Annotated in this window: 12 protein-coding genes, 2 pseudogenes and 1 other annotated feature; of the genes and pseudogenes, 5 read left to right on the top strand and 9 right to left on the bottom strand. The window is 30.0% G+C overall.

What is annotated here, in order from left to right; all coding sequences use genetic code 11:
• Positions 1 to 614 precede the first annotated feature (614 nt).
• Positions 615 to 2307, bottom strand: a pseudogene (locus CC89_RS09005) (peptide ABC transporter substrate-binding protein).
• Positions 2308 to 2670: 363 nt separating this feature from the next.
• Positions 2671 to 4374 carry a peptide ABC transporter substrate-binding protein gene (locus CC89_RS09010; RefSeq protein ID WP_035291444.1) on the bottom strand — a complete coding sequence of 568 codons (1704 nt, stop codon included), beginning with the start codon at positions 4372 to 4374 and terminating at the stop codon, positions 2671 to 2673.
• Positions 4375 to 5121: 747 nt separating this feature from the next.
• On the opposite strand from CC89_RS09010, the gene dapA reads away from it, so the two are divergent.
• Positions 5122 to 6012 (top strand): 4-hydroxy-tetrahydrodipicolinate synthase, encoded by an 891-nt coding sequence (gene dapA, locus CC89_RS09015; RefSeq protein ID WP_035291446.1) that lies wholly within the window; start codon positions 5122 to 5124, stop codon positions 6010 to 6012.
• A 2-nt stretch (positions 6013 to 6014) separates the two neighbouring features.
• Entirely contained in the window at positions 6015 to 6770 is a 756-nt protein-coding gene (dapB, locus tag CC89_RS09020; protein WP_035291448.1) for a 4-hydroxy-tetrahydrodipicolinate reductase, read from the top strand.
• A gap of 285 nt (positions 6771 to 7055) precedes the next feature.
• Here dapB and CC89_RS09025 read toward each other — a convergent pair.
• Both CC89_RS09025 and CC89_RS09030 read right to left on the bottom strand, forming a co-directional pair.
• Positions 7056 to 7265, bottom strand: a pseudogene (locus tag CC89_RS09025) (aminotransferase class I/II-fold pyridoxal phosphate-dependent enzyme); the annotation flags it as partial.
• An 884-nt stretch (positions 7266 to 8149) separates the two neighbouring features.
• A complete protein-coding gene (locus CC89_RS09030; protein ID WP_051931649.1) occupies positions 8150 to 9124 on the bottom strand; it encodes a pyridoxal phosphate-dependent aminotransferase in 975 nt (324 codons plus the stop codon).
• A gap of 491 nt (positions 9125 to 9615) precedes the next feature.
• On the opposite strand from CC89_RS09030, the gene dapD reads away from it, so the two are divergent.
• Complete coding sequence (dapD, locus tag CC89_RS09035) at positions 9616 to 10326, top strand: 2,3,4,5-tetrahydropyridine-2,6-dicarboxylate N-acetyltransferase (RefSeq protein ID WP_035293458.1); 711 nt, start codon at positions 9616 to 9618, stop codon at positions 10324 to 10326.
• A 62-nt stretch (positions 10327 to 10388) separates the two neighbouring features.
• Here dapD and CC89_RS09040 read toward each other — a convergent pair whose 3' ends face one another.
• Positions 10389 to 11063 carry a single-stranded DNA-binding protein gene (locus CC89_RS09040; RefSeq protein WP_035291451.1) on the bottom strand — a complete coding sequence of 225 codons (675 nt, stop codon included), beginning with the start codon at positions 11061 to 11063 and terminating at the stop codon, positions 10389 to 10391.
• A gap of 232 nt (positions 11064 to 11295) precedes the next feature.
• Positions 11296 to 12060 carry a polysaccharide deacetylase family sporulation protein PdaB gene (pdaB, locus tag CC89_RS09045; RefSeq protein ID WP_286161333.1) on the bottom strand — a complete coding sequence of 255 codons (765 nt, stop codon included), beginning with the start codon at positions 12058 to 12060 and terminating at the stop codon, positions 11296 to 11298.
• Positions 12061 to 12223: 163 nt separating this feature from the next.
• On the opposite strand from pdaB, the gene CC89_RS09050 reads away from it, so the two are divergent.
• Positions 12224 to 12757, top strand: a complete 534-nt coding sequence (locus CC89_RS09050) for a DUF4364 family protein (protein ID WP_035291452.1) — start codon at positions 12224 to 12226, stop codon at positions 12755 to 12757.
• Here CC89_RS09050 and CC89_RS09055 read toward each other — a convergent pair.
• Positions 12754 to 13635, bottom strand: a complete 882-nt coding sequence (locus tag CC89_RS09055) for a YncE family protein (protein ID WP_035291453.1) — start codon at positions 13633 to 13635, stop codon at positions 12754 to 12756. The genes CC89_RS09050 and CC89_RS09055 overlap by 4 nt on opposite strands.
• 240 nt (positions 13636 to 13875) lie before the next feature.
• Between CC89_RS09055 and CC89_RS09060 the strand changes: the two genes are divergently transcribed.
• Entirely contained in the window at positions 13876 to 14115 is a 240-nt protein-coding gene (locus CC89_RS09060; RefSeq protein ID WP_035291454.1) for a TIGR03905 family TSCPD domain-containing protein, read from the top strand.
• A gap of 1145 nt (positions 14116 to 15260) precedes the next feature.
• On the opposite strand, the gene CC89_RS09065 is transcribed toward CC89_RS09060, so the two are convergent.
• Complete coding sequence (locus tag CC89_RS09065) at positions 15261 to 16571, bottom strand: bifunctional folylpolyglutamate synthase/dihydrofolate synthase (protein WP_035291455.1); 1311 nt, start codon at positions 16569 to 16571, stop codon at positions 15261 to 15263.
• 1124 nt (positions 16572 to 17695) lie between these two features.
• A complete protein-coding gene (locus tag CC89_RS09070) occupies positions 17696 to 20344 on the bottom strand; it encodes a valine--tRNA ligase (protein ID WP_035291457.1) in 2649 nt (882 codons plus the stop codon).
• Between the two features lie 64 nt (positions 20345 to 20408).
• Positions 20409 to 20711: a binding site (T-box leader), on the bottom strand.
• Positions 20712 to 20760: the final 49 nt, after the last annotated feature.

Consider the following 20760-nt stretch of genomic DNA (forward strand, 5'->3'; position numbering starts at 1 on the left):
TATATCTATCTATGTACTATTTTGTTTTATCTAATCCCCTTAATAAGTATACTATATACATTCAATTTTAGTATATAAAATTCCTTCTTGAATTGCACTTTTATTTAGATTTCACTTAATCTTTGAAATTTTTAGTCAATTGATGTTATTTTCAAAAGCCATTCCAGCACTTTCAATACCACAAGAATAAAATTCAAACCTCCGAGTCATATATTAAAAATTTAGAAAACAATTAGAAATTTGAATTTAGTTTAGTCTCTTTTTTCATTTTTTACATATTATCATAATTTTTTTCAAATGTCAAATTTACACTTTACCTTTGTAAAGCTATACACATGCATTTATATTCATACTGATTCATAAAGAATTTAGATAGGTTTAGTGATTTCTTAATGTGGATATACTTATATTACCTAAGCTTATACGGATTTTCATTCTGTTTGCATATAAAAAACACTTTCATCTTTCAGTATTTATAAAGAATATTAATTCAATGAAATCTCCTAATAAAAATATAATTTATGAAATATATTTTATCTATTCATTCTATTTTTAGATATTAAAAAAGGACAGTAGATTATTTCTACTATCCTTTTTAATGCTATATTTTTATTCTACTCTCTACCAGAAGTGTAAGCATATTTACATTCTGTTACACCAAATAATGGTGTCATTAAATTTTTAACATATTTACGTCTATAAGTATTTCTCTTTGAATATGTTGTTGGGGCTATAACTGCATCGTCATGTATTAATATTTTTTCTGCTTCCTTATATGCATCAAATCTTTCTTTTTCATCTAATGTACTCATAGCTTTTTTAACTAAATCATCATATTTTTTATTAGACCAACCTGTTGGAACGATTCCAGCACCTGTTATCCACATATCAAAGAATGTGTTAGGGTCATTATAGTCCCCTGTCCATGCCATACCAGCTAGTTGATATTGCATTTCATCTGTTCTCTTTTGGAATATTGGCCATTCAACATACTCAGCTTTTACATTAACACCTAAAGTCTTTTTATACATATCTTGTTGATACTCTGCATAAGTTCTAAACCATTGATCTGTTCCTGACATTAATAAGTTAACTGTTAATTTACTTGGATCTGGGTTCATACCAAGTTCTTTTAATCCTTCAGATAATAGCGCTTTAGCATCCTTATTTTCTTCAGCTAATTTCTTAAGTGGTTCTGATTTAACAGTTTCTCTAAAATCTTTTCCTGCTAATTGAACTGATGGTGGACACCAAGCATAAGCGGCTTCATTTCTACCCTTATATATAACATTTGCCATCTCGTCTCTTGTTATCCCAAGAGAAAATGCTTTTCTAACCTTTGCATTTGAAAAAACTTTATCTTTTTGGTTAAAGAACGTATATCCTGTAGTAGGTAAATATCCCTTTATATTTTCAAACTTTCCAGTAGCATCAAGTTTTTTAATCCATTCTTGTTTTGAAACTCCATGTGAATCTAATTCTCCATTATATAGTGAATTGTAATAAGCATTTTCATCCTTTATTATTTTCCAATTAACTTTTGAAAGTTTAACCTTATCCTTATCCCAATATTTATCATTTTTTTCCACAACTATTTGATTTTGATGTGTCCAGTTTGTTATTTTAAATGGTCCACAATATACTTCTAATGTATCTGCCTCTGTACCATATTTCTCACCATGTTTTTTAATTATATCTTCTCTTTGAGGTAAGAATAATTTAAAATATGTTAAATCTAAGAAGTAAGGACATGCTTGTTTTAATGTAAATTCTAAAGTCTTGTCATCCACTGCTTTAATACCTACTTGATCAGCACTTGCCTTTCCAGCATTATACTCATCAGCACCCTTTATTGGTGATAATAAGAATGCATATTTAGAACCAGTTTTTGGATCCAAAGTTCTCTTCATTGAGTATTCAAAATCTTTTGCTGTTACAGCTTTTCCATCAGACCAGTTATAATCTCTTAAATGGAATGTCCAAACTGTACCATTTTCATTATGTTCCCATTTTTCTGCTCCGGCAGGTTTTATGACGTCTTTACCGTCTTTATCTTGTTCAACTCTTGTTAATCCTTCATATACCTCTGAAAGTATTTGAGAAGAATATGTATCATTTGATTTTGATAGGTCTAAAGATTTTGGTTCAGCTTGCAAGTTAAAGTTCAAATACTGATCCTTATCCATTTTTTCTGCTGATGCTGAATCTTTACCATCAGCACCTTTTTTTGTTTCCACATCCAATCATCGCAGATGAAAGTAAAAGCGTACTTCCTAACACTAAAGCTATTAGTTTCTTACTTTTCAATTTTAATGCCCCCTCATTATTTATATTTATATATGTATATATTTATAAAATTAATAATCTAATTATTATTATTAATTTTAACCCCTAATTTATTGAATCTAATTAATTTTATTTTTTATTTTTCAAACATTTATTATTAATAGAATTATTTTTCAATAGAAAGATTTATTAACTGCTGATTCATTTTTTATAAATATATCATACTAATTTACATTTGTCAAATTTCTTTTACAACTTTTAAACACATTTTTTACTTTTATTTATTTTCCGTTACTTAAAACTACAAAGAATCCCAAATGTTATTCACTTTTTGCTAATAAAAAAAGAGCACTTTTTTTATAAAGCGCTCTTTTTTTATAGATTTTATTTTCCTCTTCCATCAGTATAAGCATATTTAAATTCGAAATCACAACCAAATAGAGGAGTCATTAGATTCTTAACGTATTTATATCTAAAAGTGTTCTTTCTATCATAGGTTGTAGGAGCTATAACTACATCCTCAACTAAAAGAATTTTCTCAGCCTCTTTATAAAGTTTTAATCTTTCCTTTTGGTCTATGGTGCTCATAGCTTTCTTCAAAATCTCATCATATTTCTTATTTGACCAACCGGTTGGAACTATTCCTGCTCCACTCATCCACATATCAAAGAAAGTATTAGGATCATTATAATCTCCAGTCCATCCCATGCCAGCTATCTGATAATCCATTTCATCAGTTCTCTTTTGAAGTATATCAAATGTCATGTATTCGGCTTTTACATTAATACCTAATGCTTTTTTATACATCTCTTGTTCATACTCTGCTGCCTTCCTAGTATCTGCACTTGTACTACCATGCAAAATTGTAACTGTTACTTTACTTGGGTCTGGATCCATTCCTAATTCTTTTAATCCTTTTATTAAAAGTTCCTTAGGATCTTTATTTTCTTCTACCATTTTTTTAATAGGTTCTTCATTCACTAGCTCTCTATAATCCTTTCCACCCAATTGAACTGTTGGTGGACACCACCCATATGCAGGAGCATTTATGCCATAAGTTATAACATTAGCATAATCATCCCTTGTATATGCAGCGGAAAATGCTTTTCTTACATTGGCATTACTAAGCAATTTATCCTTTTGGTTGAAGAACATATATCCAGTAGATGGTCTAAATCCTTTTATATTCTCCATTTCATCTTTCTTTTGGTCAAATTTCTTTATCCATTCAGGCTTCCTAACTCCACCAGTATCTAATGTGCCATTTAATAATGAACCATAAGCTGCATTAGCTTCTTTTATCATCTTTAAATTAACCTTTTGAAGTTTAACACTATCCTTATCCCAATATTTATCATTCTTTTCAAGTACTATTTGCTGCTGATGGCTCCATTCCTTAACTACAAATGGTCCACAGTATACTTCTAATGTATTTGCTTCCGTACCATATTTTTCACCATGTTTTTTTACTATATCTTCTCTTTGAGGAAGGAATAGCTTAAAGTATGTTAAATCAAGGAAGTATGGACATGGTTGTTTTAATGTGAATTCTAGAGTCTTATCATCTACGGCCTTTACACCAACTGCATCCTTAGAGCCTTTGCCTGCATTGTATTCGTCTGCTCCTTTTATTGGAGATAACAAGAATGCATAGCCAGAAGCAGTTTTAGGATCTAGTGTTCTTAGTATACTGAATTCAAAGTCCTTTGCAGTAACCTTCTTACCATCTGTCCAATTATAATCCCTTAAGTGGAAGGTCCAAACAGTACCCTCTTCGTTATGTTCCCACTTTTCTGCTCCAGCAGCTTTTATAACGTCTTTACCATCTTTGTCCTGTTCAACTCTTGTTAAACCTTCATATACCTCTGTAAAAACTTGTGCCCCATAAATATCATTTGATCTAGATAAATCTAATGATTTTGGTTCATACTGTAAATTTAAATTTAAGTATTGATCCTTGTCCATTTTTACTGCTTTTCCTTTATCCTTATCACCTTCTGCAGGTTTCTTCTCACCACAGCCTACTAAAGCTGTTGTTGCTAGTAATGTTGCCCCAAGTACTACCGCTAACAATTTTTTACCTTTCAATTTAATGCCCCCTTTTGAAATATATTGAAATTTATTATTATCAATATACCATCTATTCAAATATATGTCAACTATGTAAAATAAATTATTAGGAAATTTTACATTTATTTTTATTGTTTTTTTTAAATAATTTGATTTTAGCTAAAAATGCGTACATTTGTTTCCATTTCAATGCTACATAGTAAATATTTTGCCTATATTTGAAACTTAGCATAGCATGATTTACATAATTATGAAATAATTCATTCACATTTTACTGAAAATATATAATTTTCTATTTGGTAATCTAAAATTATATATTTAACTTTAGCATTTATAAAATCACAATTTAGATATATGAAAAGAAATAACAAATCAAAGATACTATTATATTTTGTGTCAGATAAGGAATTAGGTTCCGTCGCTAGTAGGACTGTGGCTAAGTTCTGCCGACACAGTATGACTCAAAATAGACTAGCATACTGACTTGTTATTTATTTAAATGTACCTTAAGACTTAAATTTAATTAAAAACTCCTTATGAGCTTTTAATTAAAATATAAGTTAAAAAAATTACTACAGAATTTTAACCTTCATTTTAGATTTTAAATTAAAAGTTATATTTCTATTTCTAATGCTTATAGTTAAAATTTATATAAAGAAGTTAAATTAGTAATTAAATAGTACAAAATAATTTTAAATAGATTATAATATATTAATATATAAACTATTTTTTAGTTTATATAAATATCAGTAAGGAGGCATAACTATGAGTATATTTAAAGGTTCAGGAGTAGCAATAGTAACCCCATTTAATAAAGAAGGTGTAGACTTTGAAAGTTTAGGCAAATTATTAGATTGGCACATAGAAAATGGTACTGATGCTATAATCGTGTGTGGTACCACTGGCGAAGCTAGCACAATGACCCTCGAGGAAAGAAAAGCCACTATAAAATTTACAGTAGATAAAATAAATAAAAGAATACCAGTAATAGCTGGTACAGGCAATAATAATACTGCTGCTTCCATAGAAATGAGTAAGTGGGCTGAAAGCGTTGGTGTAGATGCGCTTCTTGTAATAACTCCTTATTACAACAAAACCTCTGAAAAAGGTCTTGTAAAGCATTTTGAAGCTATTGCAGACAGTGTAAACATTCCAATAATACTATACAATGTTCCGGGAAGAACTGGCATGAATATACTTCCTGAGACACTAAAGAAACTTTGTAGACACAAAAATATAGCTGCTGTAAAAGAAGCAAGCGGAAATATAAGTCAAATAGCTAAAATTAAAGCTCTTTGCGGAGATGACTTAGATATTTATTCTGGTAACGACGATCAGATAATTCCAATTTTATCTTTAGGTGGTATAGGAGTAATATCTGTTCTTGCAAACGTAATTCCAAAAGAAGTTCATAATATGTGCTATGAGTATTTAAATGGCAATGTAAAAAAAGCCCTAGATATTCAAATAAACTCTTTAGATTTAGCTAATACTTTGTTTATAGAGACAAATCCTATTCCTGTAAAAATGGCTGTTAATCTTTTAGGAATGAACGCAGGCCCTTTAAGACTTCCTTTATGTGAAATGGATGAAAACAATTTAAATAAATTAAAAAAATCAATGACATCTTATGGACTTACTTTAAAGGAGGAATAAAAATGACAAAAATATTATTAAGCGGATGTAATGGAAAAATGGGCAGAATGATTTCTCAAACCATCACTAATTTTAAAGACTTAGAAATATGTGGTGGTATAGATAAAAATATTGAGAAAACTTGCTGCTACCCAGTATTCGGTAATATTAATGACTGTAATTTAGATTTTGATGTAATTTTAGATTTTTCTAGAGCAGATGCACTAGATTCCCTATTAAACTATGCTGAAGAAAAAAATAAACCATTAGTTTTATGTACTACAGGATACACAGAAGAACAAATTAATAAAATAAATGAATGGAGTAAAAAAATTTCTCTCTTTCGCTCAGCTAATATGTCCATAGGCATAAATGTCATAAACAATGTATTAAGAAATATAAGTGCCCTACTTTATGAGGATTTCGATATAGAAATAATAGAAAAACATCATAATCAAAAGGTGGATGCTCCAAGCGGAACTGCCCTGCTTTTAGGGGACACCATAAGAGAAGCCATAAAAGAAGAAACCCAATATAAATTTGGCAGAAGTGGTATTTCTAAAAGAGAAGAAAAAGAAATAGGTGTTCATGCTATAAGAGGTGGCTCTATAGTAGGAGAACATGAGATTATATTTGCAGGCAATGGTGAAGTTATAGAGCTTAAACATACAGCTCTTTCTAGAGAAGTTTTTGCAGTTGGAGCCCTTAAAGCATGTAAATTTATGTGTGACAAAACACCAGGGCTTTATTCTATGGATCACGTTTTAAATACAAAATAAGAATATATTGTGAAGCAAGTGCCATAAGAAAAATCTGTCTTTAAGTCCACAATAAATATATTTTATTAGACTGTTCGCAATACGCCAACAAATTCTAATGTTTTCAAATTTCAATCCCCTAAAGCTTTCAAACTCGCTTCTAACGGAGCTCAAACATGAAAGCTTCTTAACGGGTATTGAAATTTGAAAACAAAGAATTTCTAAAGCTAGCTCAATAGTCTAAAAAAATATATTTATTGTTACCTTAAAGACAGATTTTTTTATTGCACTTGCTTCACAATATTCTTACATGTTGCATATAAACTTTTCAAGTCCGTCTAATGCTTTTTCTAATTCTTCCTCACTATAGCAATAAGAAATCCTAATATATCCTTCTCCACCACTTCCAAAGGCAGATCCCGGTACTATAGCAACTCTTTGTTCTCTAAGAAGTCTATCGCAAAACTCTTCACTTGATATATTGAATTTCTTAATAGAGGGAAATATATAAAAAGCTGGTCCTAAAAACAAGTACAAATGTACTCATATTAGATAATTCGCACTTATCACACCTTATGGTGGCTTAAAGTCTTGGATGTACCAGTTCGTAAAATCTTTTAAATTTTTCAATTTAAAATTATTTACTATCCTACAACCGTATTTTAAAATTTTACAATGAAAGAATTATTTAACCCTCATTTCTGATAAAATATATGCTCTATTTTCATAGGGTACATACATTTGTGATTAAATATTCTATTATATTATACCCCCTTTGAAACCTTTTATTCGTTATATTATAAAATTTTAAAATACGGTTGTTTTAATAAATTATCTAATGCACATTTGTAATATTTTTAGAGTGTTCACATAAGGTCGTTACTCCTATGCAGTTCTTTTATCCGATGACTACCTGCCGTAACACACTCCCACTTCTAACAAAGTGGGAGATAACGGCAGCTACGTCCCTGGATAACGATCTCTAACCTTCAGTTGGAGTAAAAACTCCATCTGAAGCTAAGAGCTCTGTTTATGAACTTCTTATACTTTCATATAAGCACAGACTATATCACAATCCTAATTATTTAGGATCCTCCCCATTTCCCCTCACTTGAAGGTACGAGATTATTCTCTAGTCGTTGAGCCTTTTCCTGTTCGGAACTTGGTTGCTGATTACCCATTGTCACTGTGTTTAGGATTTAACCTTGCACTATCTACATTATTTTTTCTACTTTCGTCACCTTCACGCTTAGACTTGTTTCATTCTTACGTTGTGGTTAATGTAGCTTTAGGGACTTCCAGCAGTTAAAGGAGTTTTGGATGTTTATTAAACACCACTCTACACTCTTTACGAATGTAGGGAGCTTTTTAATAAAATATATACATTTAACTTTGATTGCCTACATATGTTTATATTTTATACAACTATTAGTTGCTCCTTCAGGATTAATTACTTCTAATCCCATATTTAAAAGCCTATTATATACATAATCTCTTCTTTTCTTGAATTCACTCTTCATATATTCTACATCTTCCATACAACTTCTAAGTCCTTCTAAAACTCCGTATTGACTTATAGATGTAGCACAAGACACATTGTATTGATGTACTTTAATTATGCTATCTAATATACTTTTACAAGCACATACATAACCTATTCTAAGTCCTGTCATGGAGAACATTTTTGAAAATCCGCCTACAAAAATTATTTTTTCCTTTATATCTTCATAAGAAGCTATAGAATAATATTTTTCATTAAAGCATATAGAACTATATATTTCATCAGTTATGACTAAAATATCATTTTCCTTTATTAAAGTATATAATTCCTCCCTCAATTTTTCTGTAAGCACAGCACCTGTAGGATTAGATGGATATGATAATACTAATACTTTAGGCTTTTCTTCCCTTACTATTCTTTTTAAATTTTCCATATCAATATTAAACTTTTCATCTAATTTAAAATTTAAAACTGTTCCACCCAAAAGATTAACGCAGCTTTCATAAGCAGGATATGCTATAGAAGGTATTAATACTTTATTCTTAGGATTAATTACCGCTGCAAAGGCCGCATATAATCCTTCACTTCCTCCTACAGTTACACAAACCTCGTCTGAGTTATAATTTATCTTTAAAGTATTTAAGTATTTACTTATTTCTTCTCTTAATTCTTTAATACCTGCATTGGGTGTATATGTAGTTTTATCTTCATTTATGGCCTTTATCATAGCCGCTTTTATCACTTTAGGAACTTTAAAATCCGGCTGTCCCAATGTAAGCGAAATAACATTTTCATATTGTGATACCTTATTAAAAAACTTTCTTATACCAGAAATTTCTATTTTACTAACATTTTCAGCTATAATATCTTTCATTATAATCACCTCTAAATTTTAAATTTATGTTTTTTATTTCACAGCTATTTATCGTTATACTTATTATACAATATCTTTTAATATAAAATGTAAAACACTTATTAATTTAATTTGGTAAATTAAATTCAAGCTCCACAGCTTTACATTATTTTTTTAATTTAAAATGTACAATGTAAAATGAAGGTTCAAATTCCCAAGGAATTCTTCAAATCCATATTTTGTAAAAAAACTTCTAACAGAATTTTATCCTTTATTTTTTAATTCTAAACTTTACATTTTCAATAACTCCCAAAGGAGCTTTATCCTTAATTAATCATTGCTCTTTGATAATTGACCATTGTTGAATATATGAATTTGGTATATTTTCTCTTTAAATTGAAGATATTATTTATTATAATGGTATGATAGAAGAATGTATATTTAAATTTATAATAAAGGAGGTGAATCGTTAGCAAAACTTATTTTTTAGGTTTTTGCATAACGATATTAAAATGTCTTATAATTTAACAGATCCATATGAACTAGCCAGGTATATAAAAGAAGCAGAAAAGTCTACTCCTATAAAAGCATATATTAAAGGAGATTTAAGCAATTGCTCTTTTGATGATATTGAAGATTTTTCTAGTGGCAATTTACATATACTATTTGGTGAAAGTGAAAACATATCTAAATTTATAGAAAAAAATAAAGATAAGATAGAAAGCATAAAAATTGAACAGGATAGAAGAAATTCCGCTATTCCACTTTTAGACCTTAGAAATGTAAATGCTAGAATTGAACCAGGTGCTATCATAAGAGACAAAGCCCTTATAAAAGATAAAGCTGTTATAATGATGGGGGCAGTTATAAACATAGGTGCTGAAATTGGTGAAGAAACTATGATAGATATGAACGCTGTAGTCGGCGCTAGAGCTCAAATAGGACGTAAAGTTCATCTAGGAGCCGGGGCAGTTGTGGCTGGGGTTTTAGAACCACCTAGTAAGTCACCATGCATTATAGAAGATAATGTTTTAATAGGTGCAAATGCAGTTATTTTAGAAGGAGTAAAAATAGGAAAGGGCGCTGTAGTAGCAGCAGGCTCAGTAGTTGTAAGCGACGTACCAGAAAATGTAGTAGTTGCTGGTTCCCCTGCTAAAATAGTTAAAACAGTAGATCAAAATACTAAAGATAAAACACAAATATTAGATGATTTAAGAAAATAATAAAGCACCCCTATCTACAATTTAATGCAATTGTAGATAGGGGATTTCACTATAGCTTAACCTTAAATAGCATCCTCTTCACCTAAATCGTTTTCACTACTGTCAACAATTTCATTTTCACTATTAACCTTTTCCATTTTAGATATAGACACTTCATAGGCTACTTTGTTTATAACTTTACTTTCAGATAATTTCTTTTGATACTCTCTACTTTGAAGTCTTCCCCAAATCCTTATATTATCTCCTACTTCTAGTGTTTTACAAAATCTAGAATTTCTTCCCCATGCTATAGTAGGTATATAATCTGATTTATTATAAGGCCTGTTTACTGCTAGAAGCATATCTGATATTTCTCTTCCAAAAGGAGTAAGTCTGTATACAGGACTTTTGCAAATATATCCATCAAGAAATATTATATTTGGATTTTTACTTTTTTCTAAGCAATATCTTACGTCTCTAGCAAAAACCGTTAATATAAGTCTATTAGATCCATCTACATACTTATTATAAGATCTTAACTGTCCTTCTACACATAGTTCAGAACCTGGTTCCAAATTCATACCTGTTATAAGTCTTTCTGAAACAGTAATATTAAGAATATCTTTCGAATTACTTAATCTTGGAACTTCCAATATAAAGTTATAAAAACCTTCTCCATACATTTCATGACTAAATTCTAACTGGTTAGCCATAGTCCCCTCTAAATATATTTTGTTGTTCATCATTAAATTATCCATCACAATCCCTCTTTCCCCTTAGTTTTTATGTTTTATACACTATAAAATATTCTAATATCACCTATATTATTACTATTTATATATAAAATTATATTTTTATAATTTTGCTACCAGACTTTTATTGCCATTATAATACAGATGCTATATATTTTTCAAGGCATTACTTAAATTTTAACTGTATATTTTAAAAAATGAAAGTTATTTTGCAAAATAAATAATTAATTAAATAATTTCATTTGCTAATTTGATTTCCTAAGTGGTCTATATAATAATTCTCCGTATAAATCAAATCTCCTACTTTTACAAAAGTATATCCTTGATTTTGCAAGTTTTCTATTATTCTAGATAAGTTTTTAGGAGTATACTTAGCATTATTATGAAATAATAGTATAGATCCTGGCTTAACCTTTTTTATAACTCTATTATACTCTATATCGCTTCCCTGTTCCTTCCAATCTATACTATCAACATTCCACTGAATGCAATAATGATTGTTTTCCTGTACAGTATTTACAACTAAATCATTATAAGCTCCTGCTGGGCATCTAAATAATTTAGGACCTTCACCGGTTATATTCATTATTTTATTATCCCCTAATTGTATTTCTTGAATTATTCTAGTCTTAGATACTCTAGTTAAATCAGCATGCGTATTTGAATGATTACCTAGTTCATGTCCTTTTTTAAATAACCTTTCCGCCTTTTCAGGATAGTCATCTATCCATTTTCCCACTAAAAAAAATGTAGCCTTTACATTATATTTATCTAGTATTTCTAGTATTTCCTCAGTGTTATCCTCACCCCAATTTGAGTCAAAGGTTATAGCAACCTTTTTCTCCTGAGTATCCACTGAATAAATTGGAGCTTTTTTACTTCCATTAAAATAAGTTAATGTTGATTTTGAAAAATAGCTTGCAATAAATAAAAATAAAAAAATAAAAAATATCAACAAAAATATTCCCATAGGATTATTCCTAATTCTTTTTAATCTAAGCATTAAATCCTCCATACCACAGTCATTCTTATAATCTATATTCCAAATAAAGAGATAATATGAAAAACTCTTTAGAAATTTTTTACTAAGTAGTGAAATCACTGCTTTCTATATTTTTATCTTTTATGTTATAATGAGTATAGTTACCTAAAAGGAGGCTGCAAATATGTTTGATGATACCCTTGAATTAGCAGAAAATAAACTATTGTTGTTATATATATTAGAAAAAATTCATCTACCTATATCCAATATGCAACTTACAAATATAGTGCTAGAAAATAACTTTATGAACTATTTTAGCCTTCAGCAATATCTCTCTGAATTACTATCTTCTAAGTTTATAAATGAAACAGAAAAAAGTAATAAGCACAGACTTATCATAACCGAAAAAGGTTCTAAGGTCCTATCGCTGTTTCAAAAGAGAATATCTGTTGAAAAAATTAGTTCAATAGATGATTATTTACAAAAACAAATAAGAAATATAAAGAAAGAACTAACTATAACTGCTGATTACACTATAGAAAATTCAGATAACTTTATAGTAAATTTAAAAGCTTCTGAATCCGACTATACACTTATAGACATAAAAATTGGTGTTCCCTCAAACAAACAAGCTAGAGAACTATGCAGCAAGTGGAAAAAGCATTCTTCCCAGCTATACAATAAAATAATTGAACTGCTTATAGATGAGAAAAATTAACTTAAAGTCATTCCTGTAGGTTCTCCGCCTATAGATATGACTTTTTTATTTTCACTTTCTATATTTATCTTCATAAGTAAATTATTATAATTATCTCCTATATATAAATCTTTTTTTAATCTTATTATACCTCTAGGCATACCTCCAACCCTTATAACTTTAACTTCTTTAGCATTAGTCATGTCTACAATACTTACACTTCCATCTCCAAAATTAGAAACGTAGCAAAAGCTTGTATCTAGATACATGTCTACTGGACTGTTGCCCACCTTAACTCTATTTAGTATCTGAAAATTTTTTAATGATATTATTGATATACTCCCTTTATAATTTAATCCTAAATTACTCTCGCAAACATATATATAATCCCCATTAGGTGAAAAAACCGCTTTTGTAGGATAAGCTCCAACTCTTATATTTTTAATTACCGTATTATCTTTACAATCAACTAAAGTTATACTATCATCATTCATATTTGCTATTACCATTATATTTTTTCTCTTATCAATATGCATACTGTGAGGCAAACTTCCACATGGAATTTGAGTTTGTATTCCCTTTTCTTGCAAATTAAAAACTGCTAAAATATTAGAATTACCACATATAACATAAGCTGTATCATTTAAAATCTTCACATCATTGCAATGCATTCCTATAGTATAATTCTCTATATTTTTCTTATTATTTATATCTACGATACTTATATCATTAGTGTAATTATTAGCAGTAAAAATTTCATTCCTATTTATGCAAATTCCATGTGGACCAATCCTTTTTGAATCGCTTCTTAACAAAATCTTATCCACTTGAATAAAACTATCCAAATCTACTTTAGAAATTGAATCTGATGAAGTATTACACACATATAAATATTTCAAACTGTTCACCCCCTCATAATCATATATTATGGTGAAGCATAGCATTTTGGTAATAATATAATTCTTTTTTTAATTAAAATTTGTAAATTTCTATTTTCACTGGACAAACTACTATTTTGTAAAATATAATTTTATTTAGGTGTATATATACCCTATGTATTCAGGCTATATATACATTAGCAAAACACTATATTTGTATAAATTCAACATAGATAATCATTTTATAGGAGGCTGATTTTATTGTTTAATTATTTGACAGAAGGCGTATGCTCTAGAGAAATAACTTTTGATATTGTAGATGGAAAAGTTAGAAACGTTTCTTTTTTAGGTGGATGTGATGGAAATCTAAAAGGTATATCTAAGCTTATAGAAGGCATGGATGTACATGAAGTTATTAAAAGACTAGAAGGAACTACTTGTGGCCCTAAGTTCACTTCTTGCCCAGACCAACTAGCCAAAGCACTAAAAAAATACATATAAGAAAATTGTGAAGCAAGTGCAATAAAAAAAATCACACTTTAAGTCCGTGAAACAATTGGAATTTGCGACTAATCACAATACGCTAAGAACTTCTACATGTTTGCAGATTTCAATTCCCTAAAACCTTAACTCGCTCCTTGCGTCCCTCAAACAAGAAGGTTTCTTAACGGGAATTGAAATCTGCAAACATAAGAAGTTCTAAAGCTAGTTCCATAGTCCCAAATTCCAATTGTTTCACTCCCTTAAAGTGTGATTTTTCGGTTTATGCATAAGCTATCTATGGAGGAATACAGCTGACTAAAGGATGATTTTCCTCCGCTTCGCTATGGAAAATCTTTAATTTATAAATAGAAAAGCGCTCATAATCTTTTTTAGGCGGAGCCTTTCGAAAAGTTATATGGTACCTATTAAAATAAAATAATAACTAAAATTCAATTCATTTTGCCGTAAGGCAGTTGTTTGTATAAATGAGAATTTGTAAGTTAGAACAGGTAAGGTAAAAAATAAGAAGTAAGAGTTAAGGATAAAACTCAAGAAGTTTTTTTATGATTAATTTGTGAATAGTAAGAAGTAATAGTTGTGGTAAAAATTCAGCTTTGTTGAATTTTTTCAACAACTCTTATTTATCTACAAGTTCTTATTTATCTAACAATTAAAGTTATATATTTTTATATATAAATCCTAATCATGCCTACGTATTTAGGCTGGCTATCGCCAATAAAAGATTTTTAAGCCCTTAAAGAAAAGCTATAACTATTCTATTTAATGAAATTGTTATAGCTTTTTTTTGCTATTCCATTTATTTAATTAAAGATTTTCCGTAACATAGTGGAGGAAAATCCTCCTTTAGTAGGCTTCCCTCTCCAACTATAAACATATTAAACTAAAAATCTGATTTTAATGTAGTAATAAATGTGGAATTGGGGACTATTGAACTAGCCTTAGAACTTCTTATGTCTCACAGTTAAAGACCCGTTAAAAAGCTTTCATTGTTTGAGCGCCGCAAGAAGCGAGTTTGAAAGCTTTAGGGGCTTTAACTGTAAGACATTTAGAAGTTCTTGGCGTATTGTGAACAGTCCCCAATTACACATTTATTACGAAATTAAAATCAGATTTTTCTTCAATGTATTATGTAACAATATATTCTATTTTCGAATTATTTTCCTCATATCTCCTACCATATATAGTGAGCCACATATGAGAAGTAAATCATTTTCTCCACAATAAGATAGAGCTTTATTATATGCATCCTCATAATCTAAAAATGCTTCACAGTTTTTATTATACTTTAAAACTTCTTCCTTTAAATCCTCACTGAGTTCTGCTCTTTCACTGTTTGGAGTTACAGTTAAGACTCTACTTGCTTTTGGAGTTATGACCTTTATCATAGAATCCACTTGTTTATCTGCCAATATACCTAGAATTAATATTAAATTATCATATTTAAAATATGTATCTATGCTTTCTGTAACATTGATTATCCCATCTATATTATGAGCCCCATCTATGACCACTGTAGGCTTATTTTTCATTATTTCAAGCCTAGCAAGCCAAGATACATTTTCAAGAGCTATTTTTATAGCTTCATCCGTTACATTAAGTCCTAATTTTATTAATTCCTCCACTGCATTTATCACCACTGCGCAGTTAATTATTTGATGTTTTCCTAAAAGAGATAAATTTAAATTATATGTATGCTTTTTGGTATTTATCTGCAACTTTTGCATTAATGCCTGTACACCATTTTCTTTTATAACTTTTATATTTTCTATATGTTTACCTGAATCCTTATTTACTCTTATAATCCTACTATTGTTTTTATAGCAAACCTCTTCTATAGCTTTTTCTGCTAAATCTTCCTGTGGATATAAAACTAAAGGGACATTCTCCTTTATTATACCTGCCTTTTCCCTAGCTATTTTATCTAAAGTATCTCCTAAAACTTGCATATGATCAAAGCTTATAGAAGTAATTATAGTCAAAATAGGATTTATTACATTAGTTGAATCAAGTCTTCCTCCCATGCCAACTTCAATAACTGCATAATCTACCGCCTGTTCATAAAAATACAGGTACATGGCACAGGTTATAATTTCAAATTGAGTTGGATGCTCATATCCCATTTCTATAACTTTATCTACAGCTTCTTTTACCCTACTAATTACATTTATTAGTTCTTCTTTACTTATATTTTTACCATTTACTTGTATTCTCTCTTCAAATTCCTCAATATAAGGTGATGTATACATTCCAACCCTATATCCCGCTTCTCTTAATATTTGATTTAGCATAGCAGTAGTAGACCCTTTTCCATTTGTACCTGCTATATGTATGCATTTTAATTTTTTTTGAGGCTCTCCCAAAATTTCTAATAACTTCTCTGTTCTACTTAATCCAAGATTTGTTCCAAAACGTGCTGTATTATTCACATAGTCCATAACCTGTTTGTAATCCATATCCATCTTCCCCCTACAAATAAAATACAATATAATAATATACTATATTTGTATAATTCTCAACATAAGAATATTGTGAAGCAAGTGCAATAAGAAAAATCTGTCTTTAAGTCCACAATAAATATATTTTATTAGACTGTTCGCAATACGCCAAGGAATTCTAATGTTTTCAAATTTCAATCCCCTAAAGCTTTCAAACTCGCTTCTGACGGCGCTCAAACATGAAAGCTTCTTAACGGGTATTGAAATTTGAAAACAAAGAATTTCTAAAGCTAGCTCAATAGTCTAAGAAAATATATTTATTGTTACCTTAAAGACAGATTTTTCAGTTCATGCATAGGCTATCAGAGGAGGAACACAGCTGACTAAAGGATGATTTTCCTCCGCTTCGCTATGGAAAATCTTTAATTTATAAATAGAAAGGCGCTCATAATATTTTTTAGGCGGAGCCTTTCGAAAAGCTATATGGTACCTATTAAAATAAAATAATAACTAAAATTCAATTCATTTTGCCGTAAGGCAGTTGTTTGTACAAATCAGAATTTGTAATTTACACCAGGTAAGAGGTATTACTTCTTATCTATTACTTATTACTTATCTACAAGTTCTTATTTATCTAACAATTAAAGTTATATATTTTTATATAAATCCTAATCATGCCCTAATCATGCCTACGTATTTAGGCTGGCTATCGCCAATAAAAAATTTTTAAGCCCTTAAAGAAAAGCTATAACTACTCCATTTAATGAAACAGTTATAGCTTTTTGTTATCCCATTTATTTAATTAAAGATTTTCCGTAACATAGTGGAGGAAAATCATCCTTTAGTAGGCTTCTCTCTCCAACCATAAACATATTAAACTAAAAATCTGATTTTAATGTAGTAATAAATGTGTAATTGGGGACTATTGAACTAGCCTTAGAACTTCTTATGTCTCACAGTTAAAGACCCGTTAAGAAGCTTTCATTATTTGAGCAATGTAAGAAGCTAGTTTGAAAGCTTTAGGGGCTTTAACTGTGAGACATTTAGAAGTTCTTGGCGTATTGTGAACAGTCCCAAATTACACATTTATTACGGAATTAAAATCAGATTTTCTTCAATGTATTATGTCTCAATATATTCTTTTATTTCATTTCTTTTAACGATTCTAATCTCTCTATAACTGCATTGTACATTTCTTTATATTTCTCTCCCTTTTGTCTTTCTTCATTTACAACGGCTTCAGGAGCTTTGCTTGTAAACTTTTCGTTGGAGAGTTTCTTTTCTACTCTTTCTATTTCCTTTTGTAGTTTTCCTTTTTCTTTATTTAATCTTTCTAATTCTTTCTCAATATCTACAAGATCAAGTAAAGGCATATATAATTCTGCTCCCTTAGTAACTGTAGAAACTGCATTTTCCGCCTCTTCCTTAGAATTTAAGAATACAAATTCTGAAGCTGAGGCAAGTTTCTCAAAATAAATCTTTCCTTCTTCAAAGGCTTCTCTTCCTTCTGTTACATAGGCCATAACTTTAGCTTTTTTAGAAGGTGGAACATTCATCTCAGCTCTTACATTTCTTAAAGCTGTAATTGCCTCCATTATATAATTCATGTTCTTTTCAGCTTCTATGTCATTAAGTTCTTCACTATATTCTGGCCAATTAGATGTAGTTATAGTTTCTAACCTTTCATCTAAGTGAGTATATATCTCTTCAGTTATAAATGGCATTACTGGATGTAGAAGTTTAAGTCCAGTAACTAGAACTTCTTGAAGTACATTAAATACTACTCCTTTTGCTTTTTCATCTTCACCATAAAGTACTGGTTTTACAAGTTCTATATACCAATCGCAGAATTCATTCCACATAAATTCATAAACCTTCTGTGAGGCCATTCCAAGTTCAAATTTATCTATATTATCTGTAACTTCCTTCACTAAGTTGTTCATTCTTGAAAGAATCCATCTATCAGCTATAGTGTACTCCTTACAATCTTTATATTTTTTCATAAGCTCTTTGTCTAAATTCATCATAACAAATCTTGAAGCATTCCATACTTTATTTGCAAAGTTTCTAGCTGCCTCAACTTTTTCTTCATAGAATCTTATATCATTACCAACAGCATTTCCTGTAATAAGCATAAATCTTAGAGCATCCGCACCATATTTATCAATTATCTCTAATGGATCTACTCCATTTCCTAGTGACTTAGACATCTTTCTCCCTTGACTATCCCTTACCATACCATGCATCAATACATGTTCAAATGGTATATCACCCATATTATGAAGTCCTGAGAATATCATTCTAGCAACCCAGAAAAATATTAGGTCATTACCTGTTACAAGTGTATTTGTTGGATAGAAGTATTTTAGATCTTCTGATTTTTCAGGCCAGCCTAAAGTTGAAAATGGCCAAAGTGCTGATGAGAACCAAGTATCAAGTACATCTTTATCCTGTTCTAAATTTGCGCTTCCACATTTTGTGCAGTTGTTTGGCTCTTCTTCAGCTACTATAACTTCTCCACAGTCCTTACAGTACCAAACTGGGATTCTGTGTCCCCACCAAAGTTGTCTTGAAATACACCAATCTTGGATATTTTCCATCCAGTTATAATATATTTTTTCAAGTCTCTTTGGAACAATTTTAATCTTTTCATCTTTTACTGCATCTATGGCAGGCTTTGCAAGAGTTTCCATTTTAACATACCATTGTTTTGATAGCATTGGCTCTACTGTAACTCCACATCTATCATGACATCCAACATTATGGCTATGCTCTTTAATTTTTACTAAGAAGCCCTCATTTTGTAAATCTTCAACTATAGCTTTTCTAGCTTCATATCTATCCATACCAGAATATCTTCCATAACCCTCTTTTATAGTTCCATCTTCATTCATAACCATTATTTGCGGAAGATCATGTCTCTCACCTACTCCAAAGTCATTTGGGTCATGAGCTGGTGTTATCTTAACTGCTCCTGTACCAAACTCTAAATCTACATAATCATCCTCTACAATTGGAATTTCTCTATTTACTAATGGAAGTATTAGTGTTTTTCCTACCAAATGAGCATATCTTTTATCTTTAGGATTTACTGCAACTGCTGTATCTCCAAGCATAGTCTCTGGTCTTGTAGTTGCTATTTCAAGCCATTCATCGCTGTCCTTTACTGGATATTTTATATGCCAAAAGCTTCCGTTTTGCTCTTCATATTCTATTTCTGCATCGGAAAGAGCTGTTTGACACTTTGGACACCAGTTAGTAATTCTGTTTCCTCTATATATAAGTCCTTCTTCATATAATTTAACGAAAACTTCTTTAACAGCCTTATTTAAATTTTCATCCATGGTGAATCTTTCTCTTGTAAAGTCACAAGAAACACCTAGCTTTTGAATTTGATTTTTTATTCTATTTCTGTATTCATCAGACCAATCCCAAACTTTTTCTAGGAAAGCCTCTCTTCCCATTTCTTTTTTGTTAAGACCTTGTTTTAAAAGTTCCTTTTCAACCCTAACCTCTGTAGCTATGCTGGCATGGTCTTCTCCTGGAAGATATAATGCACTGTAGCCCTGCATTCTTTTAACTCTTATTAAAAAGTCCTGTAATGTATCATCAAGGGCGTGACCTAAGTGTAATTGTCCTGTTATGTTTGGTGGCGGCATTATTATTGTATATGGTTTTTTATTTTCATCCACTTCTGGAGTAAAATACCCCTTCTCCATCCAATTTTCATATATTCTGTCTTCAAATTCTTTAGGGTCATAAGTTTTTGCTATATTTTTATTTTCTTCCATGCTATTTTCTCCTTTCCTTTTGCATTTAATTATCATTTTTGTCAATAAAAAAAGCACTGCAATCCCAAAGGACGACAGTGCGTGGTACCACCTTTATTCTTATAAATAATTTATACTATAAACAAAGCTCTCGGTTCCATATGAAATGCTTTTACTCAATAGAACAAACTAATATACTGCTTAGCTTATTTAGCTTATTTATAAGCTCTTAAAATTTTTAACGAATTTACCGTCTTTGCCTACTACTATTTCAGCAAAGAGACTCAAAAGCTACCTTCAAGCTAATTCATATAGAAGATCTTTCAGCCGATGAATCTTCCTCTCTTAATATTCCTTATGCTTTACTCCTCTTCTTCATAGTCTTTACCTATTTGATTTTGAATATATCTAACATTATAATACTATTTAACTATATG

It is taken from the genome of Clostridium sp. KNHs214, assembly GCF_000744935.1.
Lineage (GTDB): Bacteria > Bacillota > Clostridia > Clostridiales > Clostridiaceae > Haloimpatiens.

Bases quoted from the DNA above. Each gene is read 5' to 3' on its own strand.
- CC89_RS09040 (WP_035291451.1), bottom strand. From the start codon at position 11,063: ATGGATAATTTAATGATGAACAACAAAATATATTTAGAGGGGACTATG.
- dapB (WP_035291448.1), top strand. From the start codon at position 6,015: ATGACAAAAATATTATTAAGCGGATGTAATGGAAAAATGGGCAGAATG.
- CC89_RS09070 (WP_035291457.1), bottom strand. From the start codon at position 20,344: ATGGAAGAAAATAAAAATATAGCAAAAACTTATGACCCTAAAGAATTT.
- CC89_RS09065 (WP_035291455.1), bottom strand. From the start codon at position 16,571: ATGGATTACAAACAGGTTATGGACTATGTGAATAATACAGCACGTTTT.
- dapD (WP_035293458.1), top strand. From the start codon at position 9,616: ATGTCTTATAATTTAACAGATCCATATGAACTAGCCAGGTATATAAAA.
- dapA (WP_035291446.1), top strand. From the start codon at position 5,122: ATGAGTATATTTAAAGGTTCAGGAGTAGCAATAGTAACCCCATTTAAT.
- CC89_RS09050 (WP_035291452.1), top strand. From the start codon at position 12,224: ATGTTTGATGATACCCTTGAATTAGCAGAAAATAAACTATTGTTGTTA.
- CC89_RS09030 (WP_051931649.1), bottom strand. From the start codon at position 9,124: ATGAAAGATATTATAGCTGAAAATGTTAGTAAAATAGAAATTTCTGGT.
- pdaB (WP_286161333.1), bottom strand. From the start codon at position 12,060: ATGCTTAGATTAAAAAGAATTAGGAATAATCCTATGGGAATATTTTTG.